The organism is Frateuria soli (assembly GCF_021117385.1).
Classification (GTDB): Bacteria; Pseudomonadota; Gammaproteobacteria; order Xanthomonadales; family Rhodanobacteraceae; genus Frateuria_A; species Frateuria_A soli.
On record NZ_CP088252.1, the window covers coordinates 2,226,147 to 2,244,024 of the forward strand.

Here is a 17,878-nt window from a genome sequence, read left to right on the forward strand (position 1 = left end):
CCGCGTCTCCGATCCGGACCGACCGAGCATGCCCCGCAAAGCGCATCTGCCTTCACGGACCTGCCCGGCATGCGGGCGCCCGTTCGCGTGGCGCAGGAAGTGGGCGCGCGTGTGGGACCAGGTCCGCTACTGCAGCGAGCGTTGTCGTCGCCGCAAGGTCGCGCGGCCGTCGGCATGACTTGCCTGCGCCTGGTCCTGGGCGACCAGTTGAACGCCCGCCACCCCTGGTTCGGCCGCGTCGACGATGCGGTGGCCTACGTGTTGATGGAGCTCCGCAGCGAAACCGACTACGTGCGCCACCACGCGCAGAAGGTGTTGGGCATCTTCGCGGCCATGCGCCGCTTCGGCGAGGCGCTGGCCAGCGCCGGCCACCGGGTGGTCTACCTGCGCATCGGCGACCCGCGCAACCGGCAGGCCTTCGGCGCCAACCTGCGCTGGCTGATCGACGAGCTGCAGGCGACCCGGCTGGAACGGATGGAAGCGGATGAATGGCGCGTGGAGCAGGCGCTGGGCGAGGCGTTCGACGCCAGCGGCCTGCCGCATGCGGTGGTGAGTGCCGGCCATTTCCTGCTCGAGCGCGACGAGGCGGCGCGACGCTTCGCAGGCAAGGTGTCGCGCATGGAGGTCTTCTATCGCGAGCTGCGCCGTCGCCATCGCATCCTGATCGAGCCCGATGGCGAGCCGCGCGGCGGCCGCTGGAACTTCGACGCGGACAACCGCGCCCGGTGGCCCGGCGATCCGCCGGCTCCGGCGTGGCCGTGGCAGCGGCACGACCTGGGCACGCTATGGGCGGAGATCGAAGCTGCGGGCGTGCAGACGATCGGCAAGCCGGACGCCGACGCCTTCGGCTGGCCGCTGACACGGCGCGAGGCACAGGCGTGGCTGGCCGATTTCGTGGCACGCCGGCTGGCACACTTCGGTCGCTACCAGGATGCGATCAGTGGTCGCTCGCGCACGCTGTTCCACGCCGGCCTGTCGTTCGCGCTGAACCTGAAGATGCTGCATCCGCGCGAGGTGATCGATGCCGCGCTGGGTGCGTTCGGGCGCGGCGAGGCCACGCTGGCGGCGACCGAGGGCTTCGTGCGGCAGATCCTCGGCTGGCGCGAATACGTGCGTGGCATCTACTGGGCGCGCATGCCCGGCTACGCGCGGCTGAACGCGCTCGCCGCACGCCGCCCGCTGCCGGGGTGGTACTGGAGCGGCGACACCCGCATGGCCTGCCTGCACGCGGCGATCGGGCAGTCGCTGGCACTCGGCTACGCGCACCACATCCAGCGGCTCATGCTGACCGGCAACTTCGCACTGCTGGCCGGCTGCGACCCGGACGAGGTGGACGCCTGGTACCTGGGCATCTACGTCGACGCGTTCGAATGGGTCGAGCTGCCCAACACGCGCGGCATGAGCCAGTTCGCCGACGGCGGGGTCGTCGGCAGCAAGCCCTACAGCGGCTCGGCGGCCTACGTGAACCGGCAGTCGGATCTCTGCCGTGGTTGCCATTACCGGCACACCCGCCGCCATGGCGAACGCGCCTGCCCGCTCAACAGCCTGTACTGGCACTTCCACGTGCGCCATCGCGCCCGGTTCGAGCGCAACCCGCGGCTGGCGATGACCTATCGCGGTTGGGACCGGATGGAGGCGGCCGAGCGCGCGGCGACCCTGGCCCAGGCGGAGCGGTACCTCGAGCAGCTGGACTCGCTGTAGCGGCGAAGACGACCCATGCGTCCGGGCGGCGAAGCGGCGGCCTGCTTCGCCGGTTCCGATCCGCCGCCGGGCAACCCCCGCCACCCGCACGTGCCGGTTGGCGGTCCGGGCGTTCCAGGGCTGGTCGGCCAATGGCACGACCGGCTGCCCCGGACTCGCCCGATCGTGCGGGAATCCGCTGGCCAGGCGTGGCGCCCGAAAGCGCAAGGCACACGCCTGCTCGACCCGCGCTTGCCGGCGAGTTCACTGCGGGCCTGTCAAGTTGGCGTCGAGCCCGTTTGCCGGGCCTGCACCCCAGCCAAGGAGACTTCCATGAAAGCCGATTCGATCTCTCGCATGTCCCGTTCCACCATGTTGGGCCTGGCATTGGCGCTGGGAACCGCCACCATGGCAGCGGGCTGCGCCAGCGTCGACCAGGGCGTTGCCGGTTCCACCGAGCCGGCCCAGGACACCTGGATCACGACCAAGGTCAAGACCGACATCGCCACCCTGAAGGACATCGACTCCACCGATATCAGCGTTGAAACCAACAACGGCGTGGTGACCCTGAGCGGTAGCGTCGATTCGGCCGAGAAGCGCGACCGGGTCGTCTCCACGGTACGCAACGTCGAGGGTGTCAAGGACGTCGACACCTCCAGGCTGAGCATCACCGGCCAGTAAAGCCGCGCCGGCAGGGCGTGGGCGGCGGGCGCGGGAGGGGCCACGAGCGGCCCTCCTGCGCCCCGCCCGTTGCCCACGCGGGCCCGCCTGCCCGGTGAACGGGTGGCTGATCCGCACGGGACTCAAGGAAGCGATGCAGGGACCACACGCCGCGTGGGGGACCGGCGCTTGCGCACGCAGGTCCGGGCGGACCGCGTGCGGCCGTCGATCGTCGCGCCAGCCACCGGAGACATCATGATCTCCCTGGTGGTCGGCCGGGTGGATCGGGAGCCATGGCATGCCCGGCTCCGTGCGCGAAGCCTCGCCGCGACACACCGGCCTCGCCGAAGGATCGGCGCTTCGCGATGCCGCGGCGACACGCCGCTCGACCCCGCTCCGCGATGCTCCGCAGGAGCGGGGTCAAAGGCGGAATACCCAGGCGCGGATTCCCGCCTAGCGGCGCGGTTGCACCTGCGCGAGCTGCAGGGTTTCCATCCCGATCGACGCCACGCGCCCGGAGGCGCCGCTGGCCCGCAGGGTCCGGGGAGCCAACTGGCAATGCGGGCCTCCCGAGGGCACCGCCCGCTTGCAATACACGTTCACGATGGCGACCGTCTCGCGGTTCGCGTCGATCAGCTGGATCTGCCGCGCCACCCCGGCGCCGGAGGAGTTGTCGATGGCCACGGAGACGACCGGCTGCTGGGTGAAGCCCTGCAAGCGCAAGGCTTCCGACCGGTCGGCCTTCCGCAGTGCCTGCATGTAGTGCCTGTGTGTATTGCCGACAAGCGCCTGCAGCTTGTAGCCCGTGTGCAGGTCGGCGACATAGGTTTCGTAGGAGTCCGGAAACGCGGTAACGACCACGTTCTGCAGCTGGGTGGTCTGCGCCTGTTCCTGGGCGATGCTGACGCCGACGACGCTCGCCAGGCCGAGTGCGGTGGCCGTGGCAATGAGGAGCTTGTTCATGAGGACCTCCATGCGGACGCCAGTGTCCGCGGAATGATCCTGGACGGGAGCGCCTCCTCTTGCTTGAGGGATTCCGGTGGAATGTGCGTGGATCCATTGAGGGTTTTCCCTTCCGTTGCGCGAAGCCGGCGCGGCGGACCGGATGCTCTCGAACGCGACATGGGACCAGGCCACCCGTCGGTGCTGCTGGCGCTGCCGGAGCAGACCGGACCTCGCCGGAAAACTCCGGTCCGCGCCGACGACGACACGCTTCGTTCGCCGTTTTCATCGCTCCTCATCCGACGTTGTGATAAGGCCCCGCCGTGGCCCCGGAATCGAACAGCCCACGGGTGGACTACGCGTTCGGCGACATCCGCGTCGAGCCGGTGGCTCACCGCGTGCTGCGCGACGGACGCGAACTCGAGCTGGAGCCCAAGGCCTACGCCGTGCTGCTGCAGTTCCTGACCCGTCCGGGCGAACTGATCAAGCACGACGACCTGCTGGAACGGGTATGGGGGCACAAGTACGTCACGCCGGCCACGCTGAGCCGGGTGATCTCGCAGTTGCGGCAGAAGCTCGGCGACGAGGCGGCCGAGCCCCGCTACATCCAGACCGTGCACGGGCTGGGTTATCGCCTGATCGCCAGCGTCGCGGCCGACCCGGCCGATCCCGCCCCCAGGGCGGGCATGCCTGCCCCACCCCGCCCGCCCGACAGCGACCGGCACAGCATCGCCGTGCTGCCGTTCGTCAACATGAGCGGCGAGGTGGAGAACGAGTACTTCAGCGACGGCATCGCCGAGGAAATCCTCAGCCTGCTGAGCAAGCTGCCCCAGCTCAAGGTCTCCTCGCGCACCTCCTCGTTCTTCTTCAAGGGCAAGGAGGCCGACCTGCAGACGATCGCGGCCAAGCTGGACGTCGGCACCGTGCTCGAGGGCAGCGTGCGCCGCGCGGGCAACCGCGTGCGCATCACCGCGCAGCTGATCGATGTGGCGTCCGACGCGACCCTCTGGGCGGAGACCTACGACCGCGAACTTCGCGACGTGTTCGCCATCCAGGACGACATCGCCCAGAGCATCGTCGATGCGCTGAAGGTGACGCTGTCACCGAAGGAACGCCGCGCGATCCAGTACGTCGCCACCGCCGACGTGCAGGCGTACGACTACTACCTGCGCGGGCGCAGGTTCTTCTATGCCTGGAACCGCCGCGACTCGCTGCGCGCCATCGAGATGTACGAGCGCGCCATCGCGCGCGATCCGAAATACGCGGCGGCCTGGGCCGGCCTGTCGGATGCGTACGTCATGCGCCACCGCTTCCTGGACCGCAATCCCGAACACGTCGCGCGCGCCATGGAGGCCAGCGAGCGGGCCCTGCAGATGGATCCGGACTCGGCCGAAGCGCATGCCTCGCGCGGCCTGGCGCTGTTCATCAGCCAGCGCTACCAGGAGGCCGAGCGGCAGTTCGAGACGGCCATGATGCTCAACCCGAACCTGCTCGAAGGCTGCTTCATGTACGGCATGATCTGCAGCTCGATGGGCAACTTCGAGAAAGCCGCCTGGCTGTACCTGCGCGCCGCCGAAGTCAGCCCCACCGACTACCTGCCGCTGGTCTACCTGGCCCAGGCGTACAGCGAGATGGGCCGCAAGGACGACGAGACGAAGACGCGCCACCGCGCGCTCGAACTGATCGAGCGCGCCCTCGGCACGAACCCCGACGACGCGCGCGCCCGCTACATGGGTGCCGCGAGCTTCGCCGCGCTGGGCGAGAAAGCCAAGGCGATCGAGTGGGCCAACCTGGCGCTGCGATCGAGCCAGGACGAGCCGATGGTGTTCTACAACGCCGCGTGCACCTTCGCGGTGCTGGGCGAACACGAGCGGGCGATCGACCTGCTCGAGCGCGCGGTGGCGCTCGGCTGGGGCGATCGGGCGTGGATGGAGAACGACAGCGACCTCGCGTCGCTGCGTGGCGAGCGACGGTTCCAGGCGCTGCTGGACAGCCTCAACTGAAAGGAGGGGCGAAGCCTTTGGTGCGCTGACGAGCCGGCGTCGGCAGCGCGTCGTCGTTCTTGGACGGCGGCGCGGTCACGCCGAGGACCTGTGCCACGCGCGCGGCGGCCTCGGCGCGCCACGCATCCGGCTTCTCCACCGGATGACTCGGCGGGCGCCTGGCGCGCAACCCGGGGCCTGCCCGCTGCCGTTCGCGGCTGTCGGCCGGGCCACTTGCGGCCGGTCGCCAACCGGATGGAAGGTCAGCAGGCCCGCCGTTCCCTTCGTTGCTAGAGCGCCAGCCAGGCGTAGAGGAACAGCGTGTCGTTGTCCCCCGCCCGGCGACCGGCGTCATCGATGTTGCGCACCCGGCCGGCGAAACGGCTGTAGTGGGTGTACTGCGCGCCCAGGCGCAGGTTGGCCCACGGTGCCAGCCACGAATCGGCCTGGCCGAAGGGGTTCCAGTCCAGTTCCAGCGTCTGGCCGCGGGTGTCCGGGCGGCCGGAGGGCGCATACAGCAGCACATCGCGACTGCCGTCGTCGGCAAACACCGCCAGCGTCGCGCCCCAGCGGTTGCGGTACCAGTAGCTTCCGTTGACATGCAGCGCGTCCAGGCTGCCGTGCAGGTGCTCGGCATCGCCCGCCGCGAAGGTCGCATCCAGCCGCTGGCGCTCGTGCACGTACAGCGCGCCGGCGGTCAACAGGTGGTCGCCGCGCGTCCATTGCCAGGCGACATCGAGGCCGAGGTCGCGCAAGCGGTCGTCGGGCCCGGGCAACGCCACCGCATGCCCGGCGGCATCCTCGCCGACGAGTCCGCGCCGGACGTCCAGCCCGAACGCGCCGAGCGTGACGCTGCCGGCCGCCAGGTTCCAGCTGTAGGCCACCCGCGCATACGGCGTGATTCCCGCCAGCCGGCCGTCGAAGTCGGCATTCACCTTGCGCAGGAACGACGGCGAGAGCGAGCGGTAGCCGCCGGCTTCCGCATACAGCGCGCCGCCGAGCTGCACGTAGCCGGTGATGCCCACCACCTGCCCGCCGAGTGCGCCGAACAGCGCCGGTTGCGCCGGAGACGAGGGCGCCAGGTCGGCCGCGATGTACGGGTATTGCCAGGCCGGCGCGGTATTGAACACGTCGCTGACGGTGGGGTTGTTGTTGAGCGAGATGCCCCAGATGCCGGCACGCCGCCGGGCGGAAAACATGCGGGCGTAGCGCAGGTCGATGTTGTCCCAGCCCAGCGCGCCGCCGTTCTGCGAATAAGTGGCCTGGGCGAAGACCCCCAGGTGTTCGGACAGGCGTCCGGCGAGGAACGCCGATGCCTGCTGCATCTCGACGTTGTCGTTGCGCGAGAAGTGGTCCGCCGGCCGCTCGCCCTGCGCCTTGCGCGTATGGGTGAAGGATTCGACCAGCATCGCCGACAGCGGCAAGCTCGGCGCGTCGCTGGTCTTCAACGTGTAGCCGAGCAGCTTGAACTGGCGACCGAAGGCAGTCAGTTGCGGGCCGAAGGCGCCGACGTGGCAGGCCACGCAGGGTTGTCCGGTCTGCCGGGCGAACGACGGCACCGCGTGCACTTGCCAGGGCAGCAATAGACCGGCCCACCACAGCAGGCGAACGCCGCGCCAGGGACGCGGCCGGGGGATCGGGATACTCCATCGCATGGCGCGCACTCCTCCGCATCGGCGCTGAAAGCATGCGCACCCGCGCGAGGCAGGGGTTGATTTCAATCAACGATCGTTATGGTTGGCGCGGCCGGTTCCGCCTTTCGACCTGGACAGCGGCCCCGGCGGAAGCGTCGGTGGGACGCCAGGTGAGCGAAGCCCGCAGGAGCATTACCATCGCCCCACCCCACACGGAGCGACCGCCATGCCTGCCCGGACCCCGCGCCTGATCGGACGTTGCCTGACCCTGCTGGCGATCGTGATGCTGCCGCTGGCCGCCCGGGCCGGCGAGCCGGTGACACTCAAGGCCAGCGACGGCGGCACGGTATACGGCACGCTGAATCGGGCCGGCGGCCACGCCGGCGCGATCCTGCTGCTCTTCCACCAGGCCGGCGCCAGCCGGCACGAATACGATCCGCTGGTCCCCGTGTTCACGAAGATGGGCTACGACACGCTGGCGATCGACCAGCGCTCCGGCGACGGCCTGTTCGGTGGCCGCAACGAAACCGTGGACAAGCGCGGCGGTTCGACCGGCTACCTGGATGCGCTGCCGGACCTGGAAGGCGCGCTCGCCTGGGCCAAGGCGCACCACTACGCGCGCATCGCGCTGGTGGGAAGCTCCTACTCCTCGTCGCTGGCCATCGTGCTGGCGGCCAGGCACCCTCGGGACGTCGCCGCCGTGGCCAGCTTCTCGCCCGGCGAGTACTTCGACGACGACAAGAACCTGGTCAAACGCGCCGCCGCGAAAGTCGCGGTGCCGTTCTACATCACCACCCCGCCGGAGGAAGAGGACAGGGTGGGCGAGGTACTGCGCGACGCCCACGGTGCCGACATCACGCACTTCCGCCAGGCGCATGGCGTGCACGGCGCCTCGACCCTGGTGCAGTCACGCGACCCGCGGGGCTACGCCGCCAACCTGCGCAGCTTCAGCGACTTCCTGCGCCGGGCACTGCCGGCGAAGGCGCGGTAGAGCGAGAGCCACGACCACATGCGGGTGAGCCAGGAACCGCACTCGCGCACTCCCATGGGCTAAACCTCGATCGGGTCAGCTCCACCTCCAAGTGAGCCTCGCTGGCAGACCCGGGTGCGACCGGGGCGGCGAAACGAGTTGCCTGGGCCGACGTCCTGGAGGGCGGGTGCGGTCGCGCCCACCACCGCGCCCAGCTGATCCGCGGTAAGCGCACGCCTCACGCCGCCAGCGATCGACCAGCCCGCGGCAAGTGAACATGGCTCCGTTTGGCGGAGCGGGAGTCAGCCCTCGGGAGTGGCCCCGGGCGGCCCGCTCTTTTCGCTGTTCCACCCCTGGTGCGGGAATCGTGCATGCGATGCCGGTCATGCTTCCTGGCTGCCCGTGCACGGACCGCTCAGCGTGCGACGTCGACCAGGCGCACCTCGATACGGCGACGATTGCCCAGCGTCAGCTTCAGCACGCTGCCTTCCCGCCGCCACTGGCTCAGGTCGCGCAGCTCGCCGAACCCGATCGCCCTGGACGGCCTGCCATCGATGGCCATGATGGCGTCGCCCTTGCGCAGGCCTGCCTTGGCCGCGGGGCCGTGGGGCAAGACCCAGCCCACACGATAGCGATCCGGCGAATCGGGAGACTTGCCTGCCATGAAGCCCGCCGTCGCGTACGACGGCTCGCGCGGCTTCGCGCGCGGCAGCAGCACCATCTCGCCGCGGCGGTAATCGAAGTGCACGTTGTAGCGCGAGAGCACGTCCTGGCCGATGTTGCCCGCTTCGCTCGGGTTGCCGGTGGCCCCCGCATCCGCCTGCGTAAGCATGGCGAGCGCGTCGCCGACCCGTGCCTGGCCCAGCGCGAAGCTTCGCGTGTGCGCGAAGTGGGCGGTGTAGCGCCCGCCGACGCCCCCGGTCGGCATCGGCACGCCGTGCGCGTAACGATCGGCGACACCGTTGCGCCCGGCCCACTGCGGGAACAGCAGCGTCAGCCCGGCATTGCCCGTATCGATGCCGAACACGCCGGCATGGCCGTCCAGACGCCCGTCCACCAGCGGCATGTCGAACGTGAACGTGATCGGCAGCACGTCCCCTGCCACGGGCGCGGGTGGCTCGCCATGGTCGTAGGGATCGAGCACCAGCCGCTGCCGGTCGTAGTCGAAGGTGACCGCGAAGCGCTCGAAGATCTCCAGCCCGAGGATGCCGGCGATCGGCTCGCGGCCCTCGCCACGCTCGCACATCCCGTACGGATAGGGCATCACCAGGAAGGCGAGATCGCGAATGTCGGCCTCGCCGATGCCCAGGTGCGCCACCTTGGTGTAGGCCGTACTCATCGCGCCCGGACCGGAGCCGGTGCTGCTGCCCCGTCCCTGGGTCGCGAAGCCGAGCCTGCGCGCGGTGTCGGCGGTGAGGATCGCGTGGCCGCCGGTGTCGAGAATGAAGGGCAGCGGGCCGTGTCCGTCGATGCTCACGTCGACGAGCAGGATGCCACCCTCCACATGCATCGGGGCGGTCGCCCGCCGGGCTCCGCCCGCCATCGTCACGTCGTGCACCGGCCGGCCGGGCCGGTCCAGGCGCGCGGCAGGCAGGTGGTCGGGCCAGCGGTAGCGCTGCACGGTCACGACCGCGTCGACATCCAGGCCGCCGCCGGCCGTGATCGTGCGGTCGCGGATGCCGAACGGCAGCCAGACGCCCTCGACCGACCGGTAATCGGTGTAGCTGCGGCTGGCGTGCAGGAAGGAGGTCTGCCAGGTGGCATGGTCGAGCCGGTGCGTGCCCGGGTCGATCCACAGGGTGATCGCGCGGCCGCCGTACGGTATCGCTTCAAGCCGTTGGAATCGGTGGCCGCCCTCCCTGGCGTCGTCGAGCGCGCGGTAGCGCGCGCCGTCCTGCGGATCGAGGAAGCCGAATCGGCGCAGCCAGTTCTCGCTCGCGGCGACCACGAGCGCCTCGGGTGAGTCGTACGGATGCACCATGCCGCTGAAGTCCTGGTGCCAGCGACCGCGCGCGTCCTGGCCGTCGGCCACGGTGAACACCGGATTACGCGCCTGCTCGGCAAAGTGGCCGCTGCGCAGATCGACCGCCAGCTGCCATGGCCCCGCCAGGCCCTCGGCCCGCAGGCGACCCTCGGCAGTCAGTGCGCTGTGCCGGGCCCAGGCCGCTGTGCCGTGGGCCTCGCGCAACTGGCGCAACAGCGTGTCGGTTTCGGCCGCCCCGGCGAGCGCGGGCAGCAGCAGCCAGGCGGCGAGAAGGATGCGGGGAAGACGGAGGAACGGACGCATGAGCGGTATCCGGGAGGGGACGCGTGCCCATGCTGCCCCGCGCCGTTGGGTAGCGACTAGGACGCGAGTGGCCTTTCAGGACGCACCTTGCGCGCTGCGCCGAAAGTCACGCGGCGTCGCGCCGATCACCTTCTTGAACACGCGCGCGAAATGGCTCTGGTCGGCAAAGCCGGCCTCGGCCGCCACCTCGGCGATCGAGCGCCTGCCTTGCTGCAGCGCGCGGCAGGCCTGGCGGATGCGCAGCATCCGGCGGTAATCGCCCACCGACATGCCCTGGGCGCGCTGGAAGCTGCGCGCCAGGTGCGACGGATGCACGCCGGCCAGTTGCGCCAGCTCGCCCAGCGACAGATCCGCCAGCGGGTCGTCATGCAGGCGCTCGAGCACCCTGGCGAGCCACGCCGGGTGACGCTCCTCGCCTCCGCGCCGACACGCCAGTGCGACCAGTTCGAGCACCGCTGACTGCAGGGCCAGTCCAGCCGCCTCGTCGGCGGCAGCCAGTTCGCGCCCGATCCGCGCGACGAACCGGGGCGCCTGCGGCAAGTGCAGCAGCCGGTAGTCGTGAAGCAAGCGACGGATCGGCAGCTCGTCGGTCAGCTCGGGCGCCAGGAACACGCTGAGGCAGCGCGCCCCGCCCGCGGCGAAGCGGTTGGCGTGGCGGTGGCCCTGCGGATGCACCAGCAGCAGGCCCGTCGTGCAGTCCACCTCCTCGCCACCGGCCTGCTGTCGGTAACCTCCGCCAGCGACCAGGCACAGGTAGGCCTCGTCATGCTCGTGCAGCGGCAAGGCATACTCGCCGCCGTACCGGGTCGCCGTCACCAGCAACCCACCGATGGAGCGGCGGTGCAGCGGCGAACCGAAATTGGCGCGTCCCAGGCGGTGCATGGCGGTAGTGTACGGCTGCTACAGCTTGCAGGCGGGTCGGGCAGGTTCCGCTTTTTTGTGGTCTTCCGCGGGCGACGCCCGATCTTCGGTGCATAGCCATGCAACCCGGAATAGATTTCGGCCGGATGTCGATCTCCGGAACTCTCCATCGTCGTTTCCATGAGAGCGCAACGGCCCCATGGGCCCACTTCTACCGGAGAGAGCACGATGAGAGAGACTGGGCTGAAGACGTCCGTTTCGCCCGATGAGGGCGGCTTTCTGCGCGCCGCGAGGAGCACCATGAGGATCACGTGCATCGCCCGGGTTGCCGCCGGGCTGATCGCCTGGGCCCCGCTGGCCCTGTTTGCCGGCAGCGGCGCGGTCGCGGCCCCGGCCAAGCCCTATGCCCGCATGGCCCCTGTCGATGCTTACCTCATGGATCGCGGCCAGGAGATCGCCCTGGCAAGGAGCGCGGCGCCGCGGTCCATTTCCAGGGATGCGACCGTGCTGGTCCTGACCCGTACCGGCTATGAGACCGCGGTCACCGGCACCAACGGGTTCGTCTGCTGGGTAGCACGGAGTTTCAGCGGCGCGACCGACTGGCCCGAGCGCTGGAACCCCAAGGTCCGCGCGGCCGGATGCGACAACCCGCAGGCCGCGCGCACCATCACCGAGATCGCCAAGCTGCGCACGGCGATGACCCTCACCGGCCACGCCGATGCGGAGGTCGCCGAGCGCATCAAGGCCGCCCTGCGTACCGGGAAGATCCCGCCGCTGGCATCGGGCTCCATGTGCTACATGATGTCGAAGTCCTCTTACCTGTCCGACGATGGTGGCCACAACCTGGCCCATGTCATGTTCTACGTTCCCTTCAAGGACGGCGCCGACTGGGGCGCCAACGCCACCGGCTCGCCGCTGTTCGGCGGCAACTACTGGTTCTACTCCCCGGACCATCAGGCCGAGGCGTCCGCCTTCCCGCCGCTGTCGGTGCTTCTGGTAGGCGTCAGCACCTGGTCTGACGGAACACCTGCGGCGATGCCTTCGATGTAGCGGCAGCTCCGGGTTTGTTTCTCACGGGCGCCGGTTGAGGCGCCCTCTTTGACACCAAAGATCAAACGGGACGCGCGAATTGAGCTCGCGCCGACCCGGTCCTGGGCGGCCCGCCGACAGATCTGCCAGGTGGCGATGGTGCCGTGACGCGACCGCATGGCCGCCGGCGCATGTCATGGCGACGGGTTCGTCTCCGTTGGCTCCGCCGTGGGGGCGGCGACCCGCGGCAGCGGGATTGCCGCGCCGGCCATGCTGCGGAACACGCCGTCACGACGCACCCACGCGTGGTACAGCGCCGCGGCGATGTGCGCCAGCACCGTGGCGAACAGAAGCCGCGCCAGCCAGCCATGGGCCGTGCGCAGGACAGCGTAGAGGGTCGCGTCGTGCGGGGCGATCGCGGGCAGGTCGAACCCGCGGAACATCGCCACCGGGTAGCCGCCCGCCGACACCATGGCCCAGCCGACCAGCGGCATGGCGAGCATCAGCGCATACAGCAGCCAGTGGGAGGCGTGGGCCGCCGCTTTCTGGATCCGCGGCAGGTCCGCGGGCAACGCCGGCGGGGGATGGCGCAGGCGGTTGGCCAGGCGCAACAGCGCCAGCAACAGGATCGCAATGCCCAGCGGGCGGTGCAGCTCTACCAGCGCCGGACGCAGGCTCAGCGAACTGACCATGCCGACGCCGACGAAGAGCATCACCAGGATCGCCAGCGCCATCGACCAGTGCAGCACGCGCGCCACCGGGTTGAAACGGACTCCGGGACGAGCGCGCTTCATCGCTCTTGCTCCGGCGATGCCTGGTGCCCGGTGGCGACTGCAGCCTTGCCTTGGGCGATGTCGTGTTCGCGGCGATTGAACGACACCGAATAGACGGCCGAACGCGCGGCGAGGATCGGGTCGTCGGAACCCTCCACGCCGCTGGGCAGGATCAGCGGATCGTAGTTGATGTCGCGGCACGCGCCGGTGGCCTGCGGCGTGGTGCTTTCCACCACCACCGTGCCCACCACGACGTGGCGGCGATCCTCCGGCCAGGGTTGCGAGGGATTCACCGTGTCGCCAGGCTTCGCCACGGTCACGACCATGTCCCAGCGCAGATCGCCGCCGGCCAGCCGCGCGGCCAGGTCCCGGGCGAGATAGTCGGCATCGGCGCCGGTCCGTTGCTCGGGCGTCATGGCCGCGAAGGCGGTTTGCGGCTGCATCGACCAGCGCACCTGGCTCGCGTTGCCGGCCCGGTCGATGAAGCGGAAGGTATTGACCCCGTTGAACGTGGTGTTGGCCCAACTGGTCGGCCACGGCGCGTGCGCGGCCCAGTCGGCGAAGCGCGCGAACTCCGGATGCGCCCTGGCGAAGGCCGCCCGTCGCGCCGGGTCGGGCTTGCCGGTGGCGGGGTCGGGCGTGTTGGCACGGGTCTGCTCGTAGAACGCCTCGACCGAGGCGACGCCGAAGAACGGGAAGCTGTTCATTGCCATGCGCCACTGCTGGCCATCATCGCTGTCCAGCTGCAGCGCCATGCTGCGCACACGCGCCTGCGCGTCCAGTCCGTAGGGCGAACCGCCACCGATCGACAGCCTGCCGACAAAGGGCGTGCGCACCGGTGCGAACACGCGCGCATCCGACAGCGCCATGCCCTGTCCGTTGCCCTCGAAGTAGCCCGCCACGCATACACCCTTGGCATGCGCGCGGCGAAACCCGCGCCAGACCTGGCCATTGGACGCCTCGATGGCGTTGGTGAAACGCTGCGGCGTGAGCCGGCGGGGTGTCAGCCAGCCGGCGCCCCACGCGAACGCCAGCGCCAGGGCGGCAACGATCAGCACGATGCCCGGCAGTGCCGCCACGGTGCGTCGGGCGGATGCGGTCGAAGGGACGGGGTCGGTATCAGCCATGGGTCATCCAGCAAGCGGAGCGGAGTCTGTCTCCCTTCTTCGCCGGCGGGTGGGCGGCGGTTACCACCTGCCGACTTACCGGCGAGCGAAGTGCATCGCGCCGGGCGAAATCGAAACGGGCCCGGTTGAGATCGCCGCATTTGCCCGCTGCCATTGGCCGTTCCTCTTGACCTGCCTCAACACCACCGCACGCCGCAGGACCAGCATGGGGTTGACGACCACCTCGCCGGACGCAGAGGACAAGCCATGAGCCACCGGTCCGGGAAGGGCGCGACGCGGCCGCGGGTTGCCCGTTCCCGGCGACTGCGCGCCAGGTCCGGATCGCGTGGCCGGGCGCCAGAGCATGCCCGGGGTATGGCCGGATCACCCATGAAGCAGCCCGGAGCGCTGGATAGCCATGAGACGAAGGATGCTGGCTGGCGTGCTGTTGGTCACCGCACTCGGAAGCGCAGCGATGGCCGTTGAAACGCCTCCGTACAAGGAAGTCCGTCGCGACGGTGACTTCGAAGTGCGTGACTACCCCGCGCTCGTGGTGGCCGAGGTCACCGTGGACGGCGATCAGAAAGAGGCCGCCAACAAGGGCTTCCGCCTGCTCGCCGGCTACATCTTCGGCGCCAACAGGACGCGCCAGGGCATCGCCATGACGGCTCCCGTCGCGCAGGAAGCCGTCGGCGAGAAGATCGCGATGACCGCACCGGTCGCGCAGACCCAAAGTGCTGCCGGCACGTGGGTGGTCCGCTTCACCATGCCGCGCGCCTGGTCACTGGAAACCCTTCCGGTACCCGACGACTCCAGGGTGACGTTGCGCCGCACCGAACCTGCGCGTTTTGCCGTCCTGCGGTTTTCGGGCCTGGCCAGGCCCGACGATGTCCGCACCAGATCCGACGAACTGCTGGCATGGGTGAAGTCGCATGACCTGCACGCCACCGGCCGGGTCACATTGGCCCAGTACAACCCGCCATGGACTTTGTGGTTCATGCGTCGGAACGAAGTCATGGTCGAGATCGAACGCTAGGTCACCCGCCTCCAGGGCCAAGGGCATGAGCATTCAAGATGCGTGGCTTCCACTTGGCCGCTTGCTCCTTCGGAGCCCGCGCGCGGTGTAGTGGTCAGGTCCCGGGCAGAAGGTGCACTCTGGCACGGGGCTTTATCTCCCAGGACACCCGGCGTGCCGCGCCTCAACCAAGCCCGTCTCCCGGCGCTCCCCCCGCTGTCAGGCAGAGGCCCTGACCCCGCACGTGACTGACCTCGGCCGCATCGGAAAGGAGCGGAGCGCTGGCGCAGTTGGTTGCCATCCGGTCAGCTGGTGCGGAGATTCCCGGCTTGTTCACAGCGGCCCGGGCCCAATGCAGGTTCATGCCGATCCTGACCGCCCGCACATCCTCCAGACCCCCTGCGCACCTTTGCTTCGATGTCTCTCCCTATCGGGGAGCTCCTGATCTCTCGGTCCTTGACGGGGCCGGGCAAGACCGGGGTCTGGATGTCGTGTCGATTGCGGACCTGCTGCGCAACGGGTGCGTGTATCCCCCGCATACGATCTATCGCGACGTGTCGGTGGCTGGCGTCAGCTTTGCGCCAGCCACCGCCTCCGAGGCAGGCCGAGCGCCTCCTGCCCTTTGTTGCGACTTTCCTGCGCTGTGGCCGGCGCGGCCCTCGGCGACGGGCGCCAACGAGGACGCCGCGGTCGATCGCTACCATGCACTGTTGTGCGAATCCGCCGCGCGGACGACGCGGTCGATGGGCGCGCCCTGGCTGCTGCAGAGCGGCGGCAAGGATTCCACCTCGCTCGCCATCGCCCTGGCGGAGGTGCGGCCGGACACCACATGCCTGACCTATCGGGGCGGACACGAGGAGGACGAGGTCGCATCGGCCCGACAAGTAGCGCGCCGGTTGGGGCTGCGCCACGAAGCACTGGTGTGCGACCCCTCCCGCGCTTACCAGCGCTACCTTGCCATGGTGCCGCGGATGCCGTTGCTCACCGCCGATTTCGCCATGCTGTCCTATGCGGACATCGCCTGGGAGGTAAGCAATCGGGGCGGCGACGGCATGATCGACGGACTCGGGTCGGACTCGTATTTCGGCATGCCCGCTCACGGCACCAAACGAATCGCCATGGCACTGGCGCAAGGCTGGCGCCTGCCTCCGGCGCTGTTCGACCTGCCAGGCATCCGCAACAGCTTCGCGGCCTGCTATGCGCTCGCGGCCATCCAGATGGACCGCTTCGAGCGCGCCTTTCCCGGCTCCCGCTTCACCGATGCGGAAGTCGATGCCCTGCTCGGGCGGCCGCTCTCGACGCGCTCGCGCCAGCGTCGGGATGCCTATGCACCATCCATCGGCAAACGGCCACCTCCGCAGACATGGCACGAGATTTCGATCACCCTGATCGAGCAGGCGTGTCTGGCCAAGGGTTTGTACGTGAGCGCCGCGGAGGGGCTGCAGTTGGCCTTTCCATACTGCGATGAAGCGATGCGGCGCTGGGTCGCGTGCGAACTGGCCCCGCCCCTGCGGCTGGGGAAGGACGGCACCAACAAGGTGATCGTGCGCCGGCACATCGCGCGGCATTTCGGCGAGCTGCCGTATGTGAGCGCAAAAGGCAGCTTCCGCTTCGATCTGCGCGGCCTTGCCCGGCAGCGGTTCGACCAGGTGCACGCGTTCGCGTGCGAATCCGCCGACCTGATGCCGGGCGCGCAGGCGTGGCTGGAATCCCATCGGAAGCGGCTGGACAACAAGTACTTCGCGTCGAAGTTCTACCTGCTCGCCGTCATCCTGCCGTGGCTGGCCCATCATGGGTCCGACACGGCGGCCTGACGGCGCGCGGGCGCCAACGTGCGAGGACGATTCAGCGCACGGGTTCTGCCGCTCGAACCTCAGTCCGGCAGAGCGCGCGATGCGGGCTCTGCGGGGCGTTTACTCCCAGGCTTTCCTCGGAGACCCATCCCGTCCCTCGTGGATCGGGTTCGGCCCCAAAGCGCCAGGGCCGCCGGGAAGGCGAATTCCTTCGTTGCATTTGTCGCAACGCACCAAGGAGTAGGCTCCGGACCCGATGCGAACACGCCCGATGCGAACACGGAGGCCCAAGCGATGATGCCGCACAACCGCCGATCGATCCCCTGGCTGGCCAGCGTGGTGCTGGCCATCTTGTCCACCACTGCCGTGGCTGCGGAACCCGCCACGCCCGCCGCCATCTCGCTGCAGCAGGCCGCCGCCGGCAGCTGGCGCTCCGACGCCAACAAGGCAAGGGACGTCTACAGGCATCCGGTGCAGACCCTGCAGTTCTTTGGCCTGAAGCCGGAGATGACCGTTGTCGAACTGGCCCCGGGCGAAGGCTGGTACACCGAGATCCTCGCGCCTTACCTGGCCGCGCACGGACGCCTCATCGAGGCAACCTCCCCCGGCGCCAGCGCATTCGCCGCCAAGCTCAAGGCCACGCCGGCCGTCTACGGAAAGGTCGGCCCCGTCGTGGACTTCGCCCCACCCGGGCAAGTCCGGCTGGGCCCGGATGGCTCCGCCGACATGGTCCTGACCTTCCGCAACACCCATGACTGGCTCAACCAGGGACCGGACACGCTCGCCGCGGTCTTCAAGGCCGCGTTCGCCGTGCTCAAGCACGGAGGCGTGTTCGGCGTGGTCGAGCACCGCGCCAGGCCCTATGCCGATGCACGGCAAAGCTCCCGCGAGCTGCACCGGATCCCCGAGGACTACCTCATCGCACTGGCCCTGAAGACCGGCTTCCGCCTGGACGGCGTCTCCGGGATCAACGCCAACCCCAAGGACCCGGAGGACATCAACGTGCACCGCCTGCCGCCCAATCTCGCCGGGCCGGACAGTGAGCACGCGAAGATGCAGGCCATCGGCGAATCGGACCGGATGACATTGCGGCTGGTCAAACCTTGAGCGGGCGGCACCGGGCTCCGAAAAAAGGACGGAGGGAAT

16 protein-coding genes are annotated in these 17,878 nt (G+C 69.5%); 9 read left to right on the forward strand and 7 right to left on the reverse strand.

The window, feature by feature from the left end; all coding sequences use genetic code 11:
- The first annotated feature begins 28 nt into the window (after positions 1 to 28).
- From LQ771_RS10220 to LQ771_RS10230, 3 genes are all read left to right on the forward strand, one after another.
- The gene (locus LQ771_RS10220; protein ID WP_231349301.1) at positions 29 to 178 is read left to right on the forward strand and encodes a DUF2256 domain-containing protein; all 150 of its coding nucleotides are present in this window, start codon (positions 29 to 31) and stop codon (positions 176 to 178) included.
- Positions 175 to 1,701, forward strand: coding sequence for a cryptochrome/photolyase family protein (locus LQ771_RS10225; protein ID WP_231349302.1), 1,527 nt, complete (start codon positions 175 to 177; stop codon positions 1,699 to 1,701). The genes LQ771_RS10220 and LQ771_RS10225 overlap by 4 nt, the downstream gene beginning before the upstream one ends.
- 312 nt (positions 1,702 to 2,013) lie before the next feature.
- On the forward strand, positions 2,014 to 2,361 hold the full coding sequence (locus LQ771_RS10230; protein WP_231349303.1) for a BON domain-containing protein: 348 nt from the start codon (positions 2,014 to 2,016) through the stop codon (positions 2,359 to 2,361).
- Positions 2,362 to 2,793: 432 nt separating this feature from the next.
- Here LQ771_RS10230 and LQ771_RS10235 read toward each other — a convergent pair whose 3' ends face one another.
- Positions 2,794 to 3,303: a hypothetical protein gene (locus LQ771_RS10235; protein WP_231349304.1), complete on the reverse strand. Its 510-nt coding sequence runs from the start codon at positions 3,301 to 3,303 to the stop codon at positions 2,794 to 2,796.
- 302 nt (positions 3,304 to 3,605) lie between these two features.
- Here LQ771_RS10235 and LQ771_RS10240 point away from each other — a divergent pair, with 302 nt between their 5' ends.
- Positions 3,606 to 5,285: a TPR end-of-group domain-containing protein gene (locus LQ771_RS10240; protein ID WP_231349305.1), complete on the forward strand. Its 1,680-nt coding sequence runs from the start codon at positions 3,606 to 3,608 to the stop codon at positions 5,283 to 5,285.
- Here LQ771_RS10240 and LQ771_RS10245 read toward each other — a convergent pair.
- Complete coding sequence (locus tag LQ771_RS10245; RefSeq protein WP_231349306.1) at positions 5,278 to 5,424, reverse strand: hypothetical protein; 147 nt, start codon at positions 5,422 to 5,424, stop codon at positions 5,278 to 5,280. The two genes, LQ771_RS10240 and LQ771_RS10245, sit on opposite strands and share 8 nt — an antisense overlap.
- Positions 5,425 to 5,554: 130 nt before the next feature.
- A complete protein-coding gene (locus LQ771_RS10250) occupies positions 5,555 to 6,919 on the reverse strand; it encodes a cytochrome C (protein WP_231349307.1) in 1,365 nt (454 codons plus the stop codon).
- A 205-nt stretch (positions 6,920 to 7,124) separates the two neighbouring features.
- Here LQ771_RS10250 and LQ771_RS10255 point away from each other — a divergent pair, with 205 nt between their 5' ends.
- The gene (locus LQ771_RS10255; protein WP_231349308.1) at positions 7,125 to 7,889 is read left to right on the forward strand and encodes an alpha/beta hydrolase; all 765 of its coding nucleotides are present in this window, start codon (positions 7,125 to 7,127) and stop codon (positions 7,887 to 7,889) included.
- Between the two features lie 394 nt (positions 7,890 to 8,283).
- Here LQ771_RS10255 and LQ771_RS10260 read toward each other — a convergent pair whose 3' ends face one another.
- Both LQ771_RS10260 and LQ771_RS10265 read right to left on the reverse strand, forming a co-directional pair.
- Entirely contained in the window at positions 8,284 to 10,155 is a 1,872-nt protein-coding gene (locus LQ771_RS10260; RefSeq protein ID WP_231349309.1) for an aspartyl protease family protein, read from the reverse strand.
- A 75-nt stretch (positions 10,156 to 10,230) separates the two neighbouring features.
- Entirely contained in the window at positions 10,231 to 11,037 is an 807-nt protein-coding gene (locus LQ771_RS10265; RefSeq protein WP_231349310.1) for a helix-turn-helix transcriptional regulator, read from the reverse strand.
- 279 nt (positions 11,038 to 11,316) lie between these two features.
- Between LQ771_RS10265 and LQ771_RS10270 the strand changes: the two genes are divergently transcribed.
- A complete protein-coding gene (locus LQ771_RS10270) occupies positions 11,317 to 12,066 on the forward strand; it encodes a hypothetical protein (protein ID WP_231349311.1) in 750 nt (249 codons plus the stop codon).
- Positions 12,067 to 12,239: 173 nt separating this feature from the next.
- Here the strand turns inward: LQ771_RS10270 and LQ771_RS10275 are convergent, their stop codons facing one another.
- Both LQ771_RS10275 and LQ771_RS10280 read right to left on the reverse strand, forming a co-directional pair.
- Positions 12,240 to 12,839: a cytochrome b gene (locus tag LQ771_RS10275; RefSeq protein WP_231349312.1), complete on the reverse strand. Its 600-nt coding sequence runs from the start codon at positions 12,837 to 12,839 to the stop codon at positions 12,240 to 12,242.
- Entirely contained in the window at positions 12,836 to 13,945 is a 1,110-nt protein-coding gene (locus LQ771_RS10280; protein WP_231349313.1) for a catalase family peroxidase, read from the reverse strand. The genes LQ771_RS10275 and LQ771_RS10280 overlap by 4 nt, the downstream gene beginning before the upstream one ends.
- A 421-nt stretch (positions 13,946 to 14,366) precedes the next feature.
- Between LQ771_RS10280 and LQ771_RS10285 the strand changes: the two genes are divergently transcribed.
- From LQ771_RS10285 to LQ771_RS10295, 3 genes are all read left to right on the forward strand, one after another.
- On the forward strand, positions 14,367 to 14,960 hold the full coding sequence (locus LQ771_RS10285) for an SOUL family heme-binding protein (RefSeq protein ID WP_231349314.1): 594 nt from the start codon (positions 14,367 to 14,369) through the stop codon (positions 14,958 to 14,960).
- 341 nt (positions 14,961 to 15,301) lie between these two features.
- Entirely contained in the window at positions 15,302 to 16,753 is a 1,452-nt protein-coding gene (locus LQ771_RS10290; protein WP_231349315.1) for an asparagine synthase-related protein, read from the forward strand.
- A 273-nt stretch (positions 16,754 to 17,026) separates the two neighbouring features.
- Entirely contained in the window at positions 17,027 to 17,839 is an 813-nt protein-coding gene (locus tag LQ771_RS10295) for a class I SAM-dependent methyltransferase (RefSeq protein ID WP_231349316.1), read from the forward strand.
- Positions 17,840 to 17,878 lie beyond the last annotated feature (39 nt).

Bases quoted from the DNA above. Each gene is read 5' to 3' on its own strand.
- LQ771_RS10220 (WP_231349301.1), top strand. From the start codon at position 29: ATGCCCCGCAAAGCGCATCTGCCTTCACGGACCTGCCCGGCATGCGGG.
- LQ771_RS10225 (WP_231349302.1), top strand. From the start codon at position 175: ATGACTTGCCTGCGCCTGGTCCTGGGCGACCAGTTGAACGCCCGCCAC.
- LQ771_RS10230 (WP_231349303.1), top strand. From the start codon at position 2,014: ATGAAAGCCGATTCGATCTCTCGCATGTCCCGTTCCACCATGTTGGGC.
- LQ771_RS10235 (WP_231349304.1), bottom strand. From the start codon at position 3,303: ATGAACAAGCTCCTCATTGCCACGGCCACCGCACTCGGCCTGGCGAGC.
- LQ771_RS10250 (WP_231349307.1), bottom strand. From the start codon at position 6,919: ATGCGATGGAGTATCCCGATCCCCCGGCCGCGTCCCTGGCGCGGCGTT.
- LQ771_RS10255 (WP_231349308.1), top strand. From the start codon at position 7,125: ATGCCTGCCCGGACCCCGCGCCTGATCGGACGTTGCCTGACCCTGCTG.
- LQ771_RS10260 (WP_231349309.1), bottom strand. From the start codon at position 10,155: ATGCGTCCGTTCCTCCGTCTTCCCCGCATCCTTCTCGCCGCCTGGCTG.
- LQ771_RS10265 (WP_231349310.1), bottom strand. From the start codon at position 11,037: ATGCACCGCCTGGGACGCGCCAATTTCGGTTCGCCGCTGCACCGCCGC.
- LQ771_RS10270 (WP_231349311.1), top strand. From the start codon at position 11,317: ATGAGGATCACGTGCATCGCCCGGGTTGCCGCCGGGCTGATCGCCTGG.
- LQ771_RS10275 (WP_231349312.1), bottom strand. From the start codon at position 12,839: ATGAAGCGCGCTCGTCCCGGAGTCCGTTTCAACCCGGTGGCGCGCGTG.
- LQ771_RS10280 (WP_231349313.1), bottom strand. From the start codon at position 13,945: ATGGCTGATACCGACCCCGTCCCTTCGACCGCATCCGCCCGACGCACC.
- LQ771_RS10290 (WP_231349315.1), top strand. From the start codon at position 15,302: ATGCCGATCCTGACCGCCCGCACATCCTCCAGACCCCCTGCGCACCTT.
- LQ771_RS10295 (WP_231349316.1), top strand. From the start codon at position 17,027: ATGATGCCGCACAACCGCCGATCGATCCCCTGGCTGGCCAGCGTGGTG.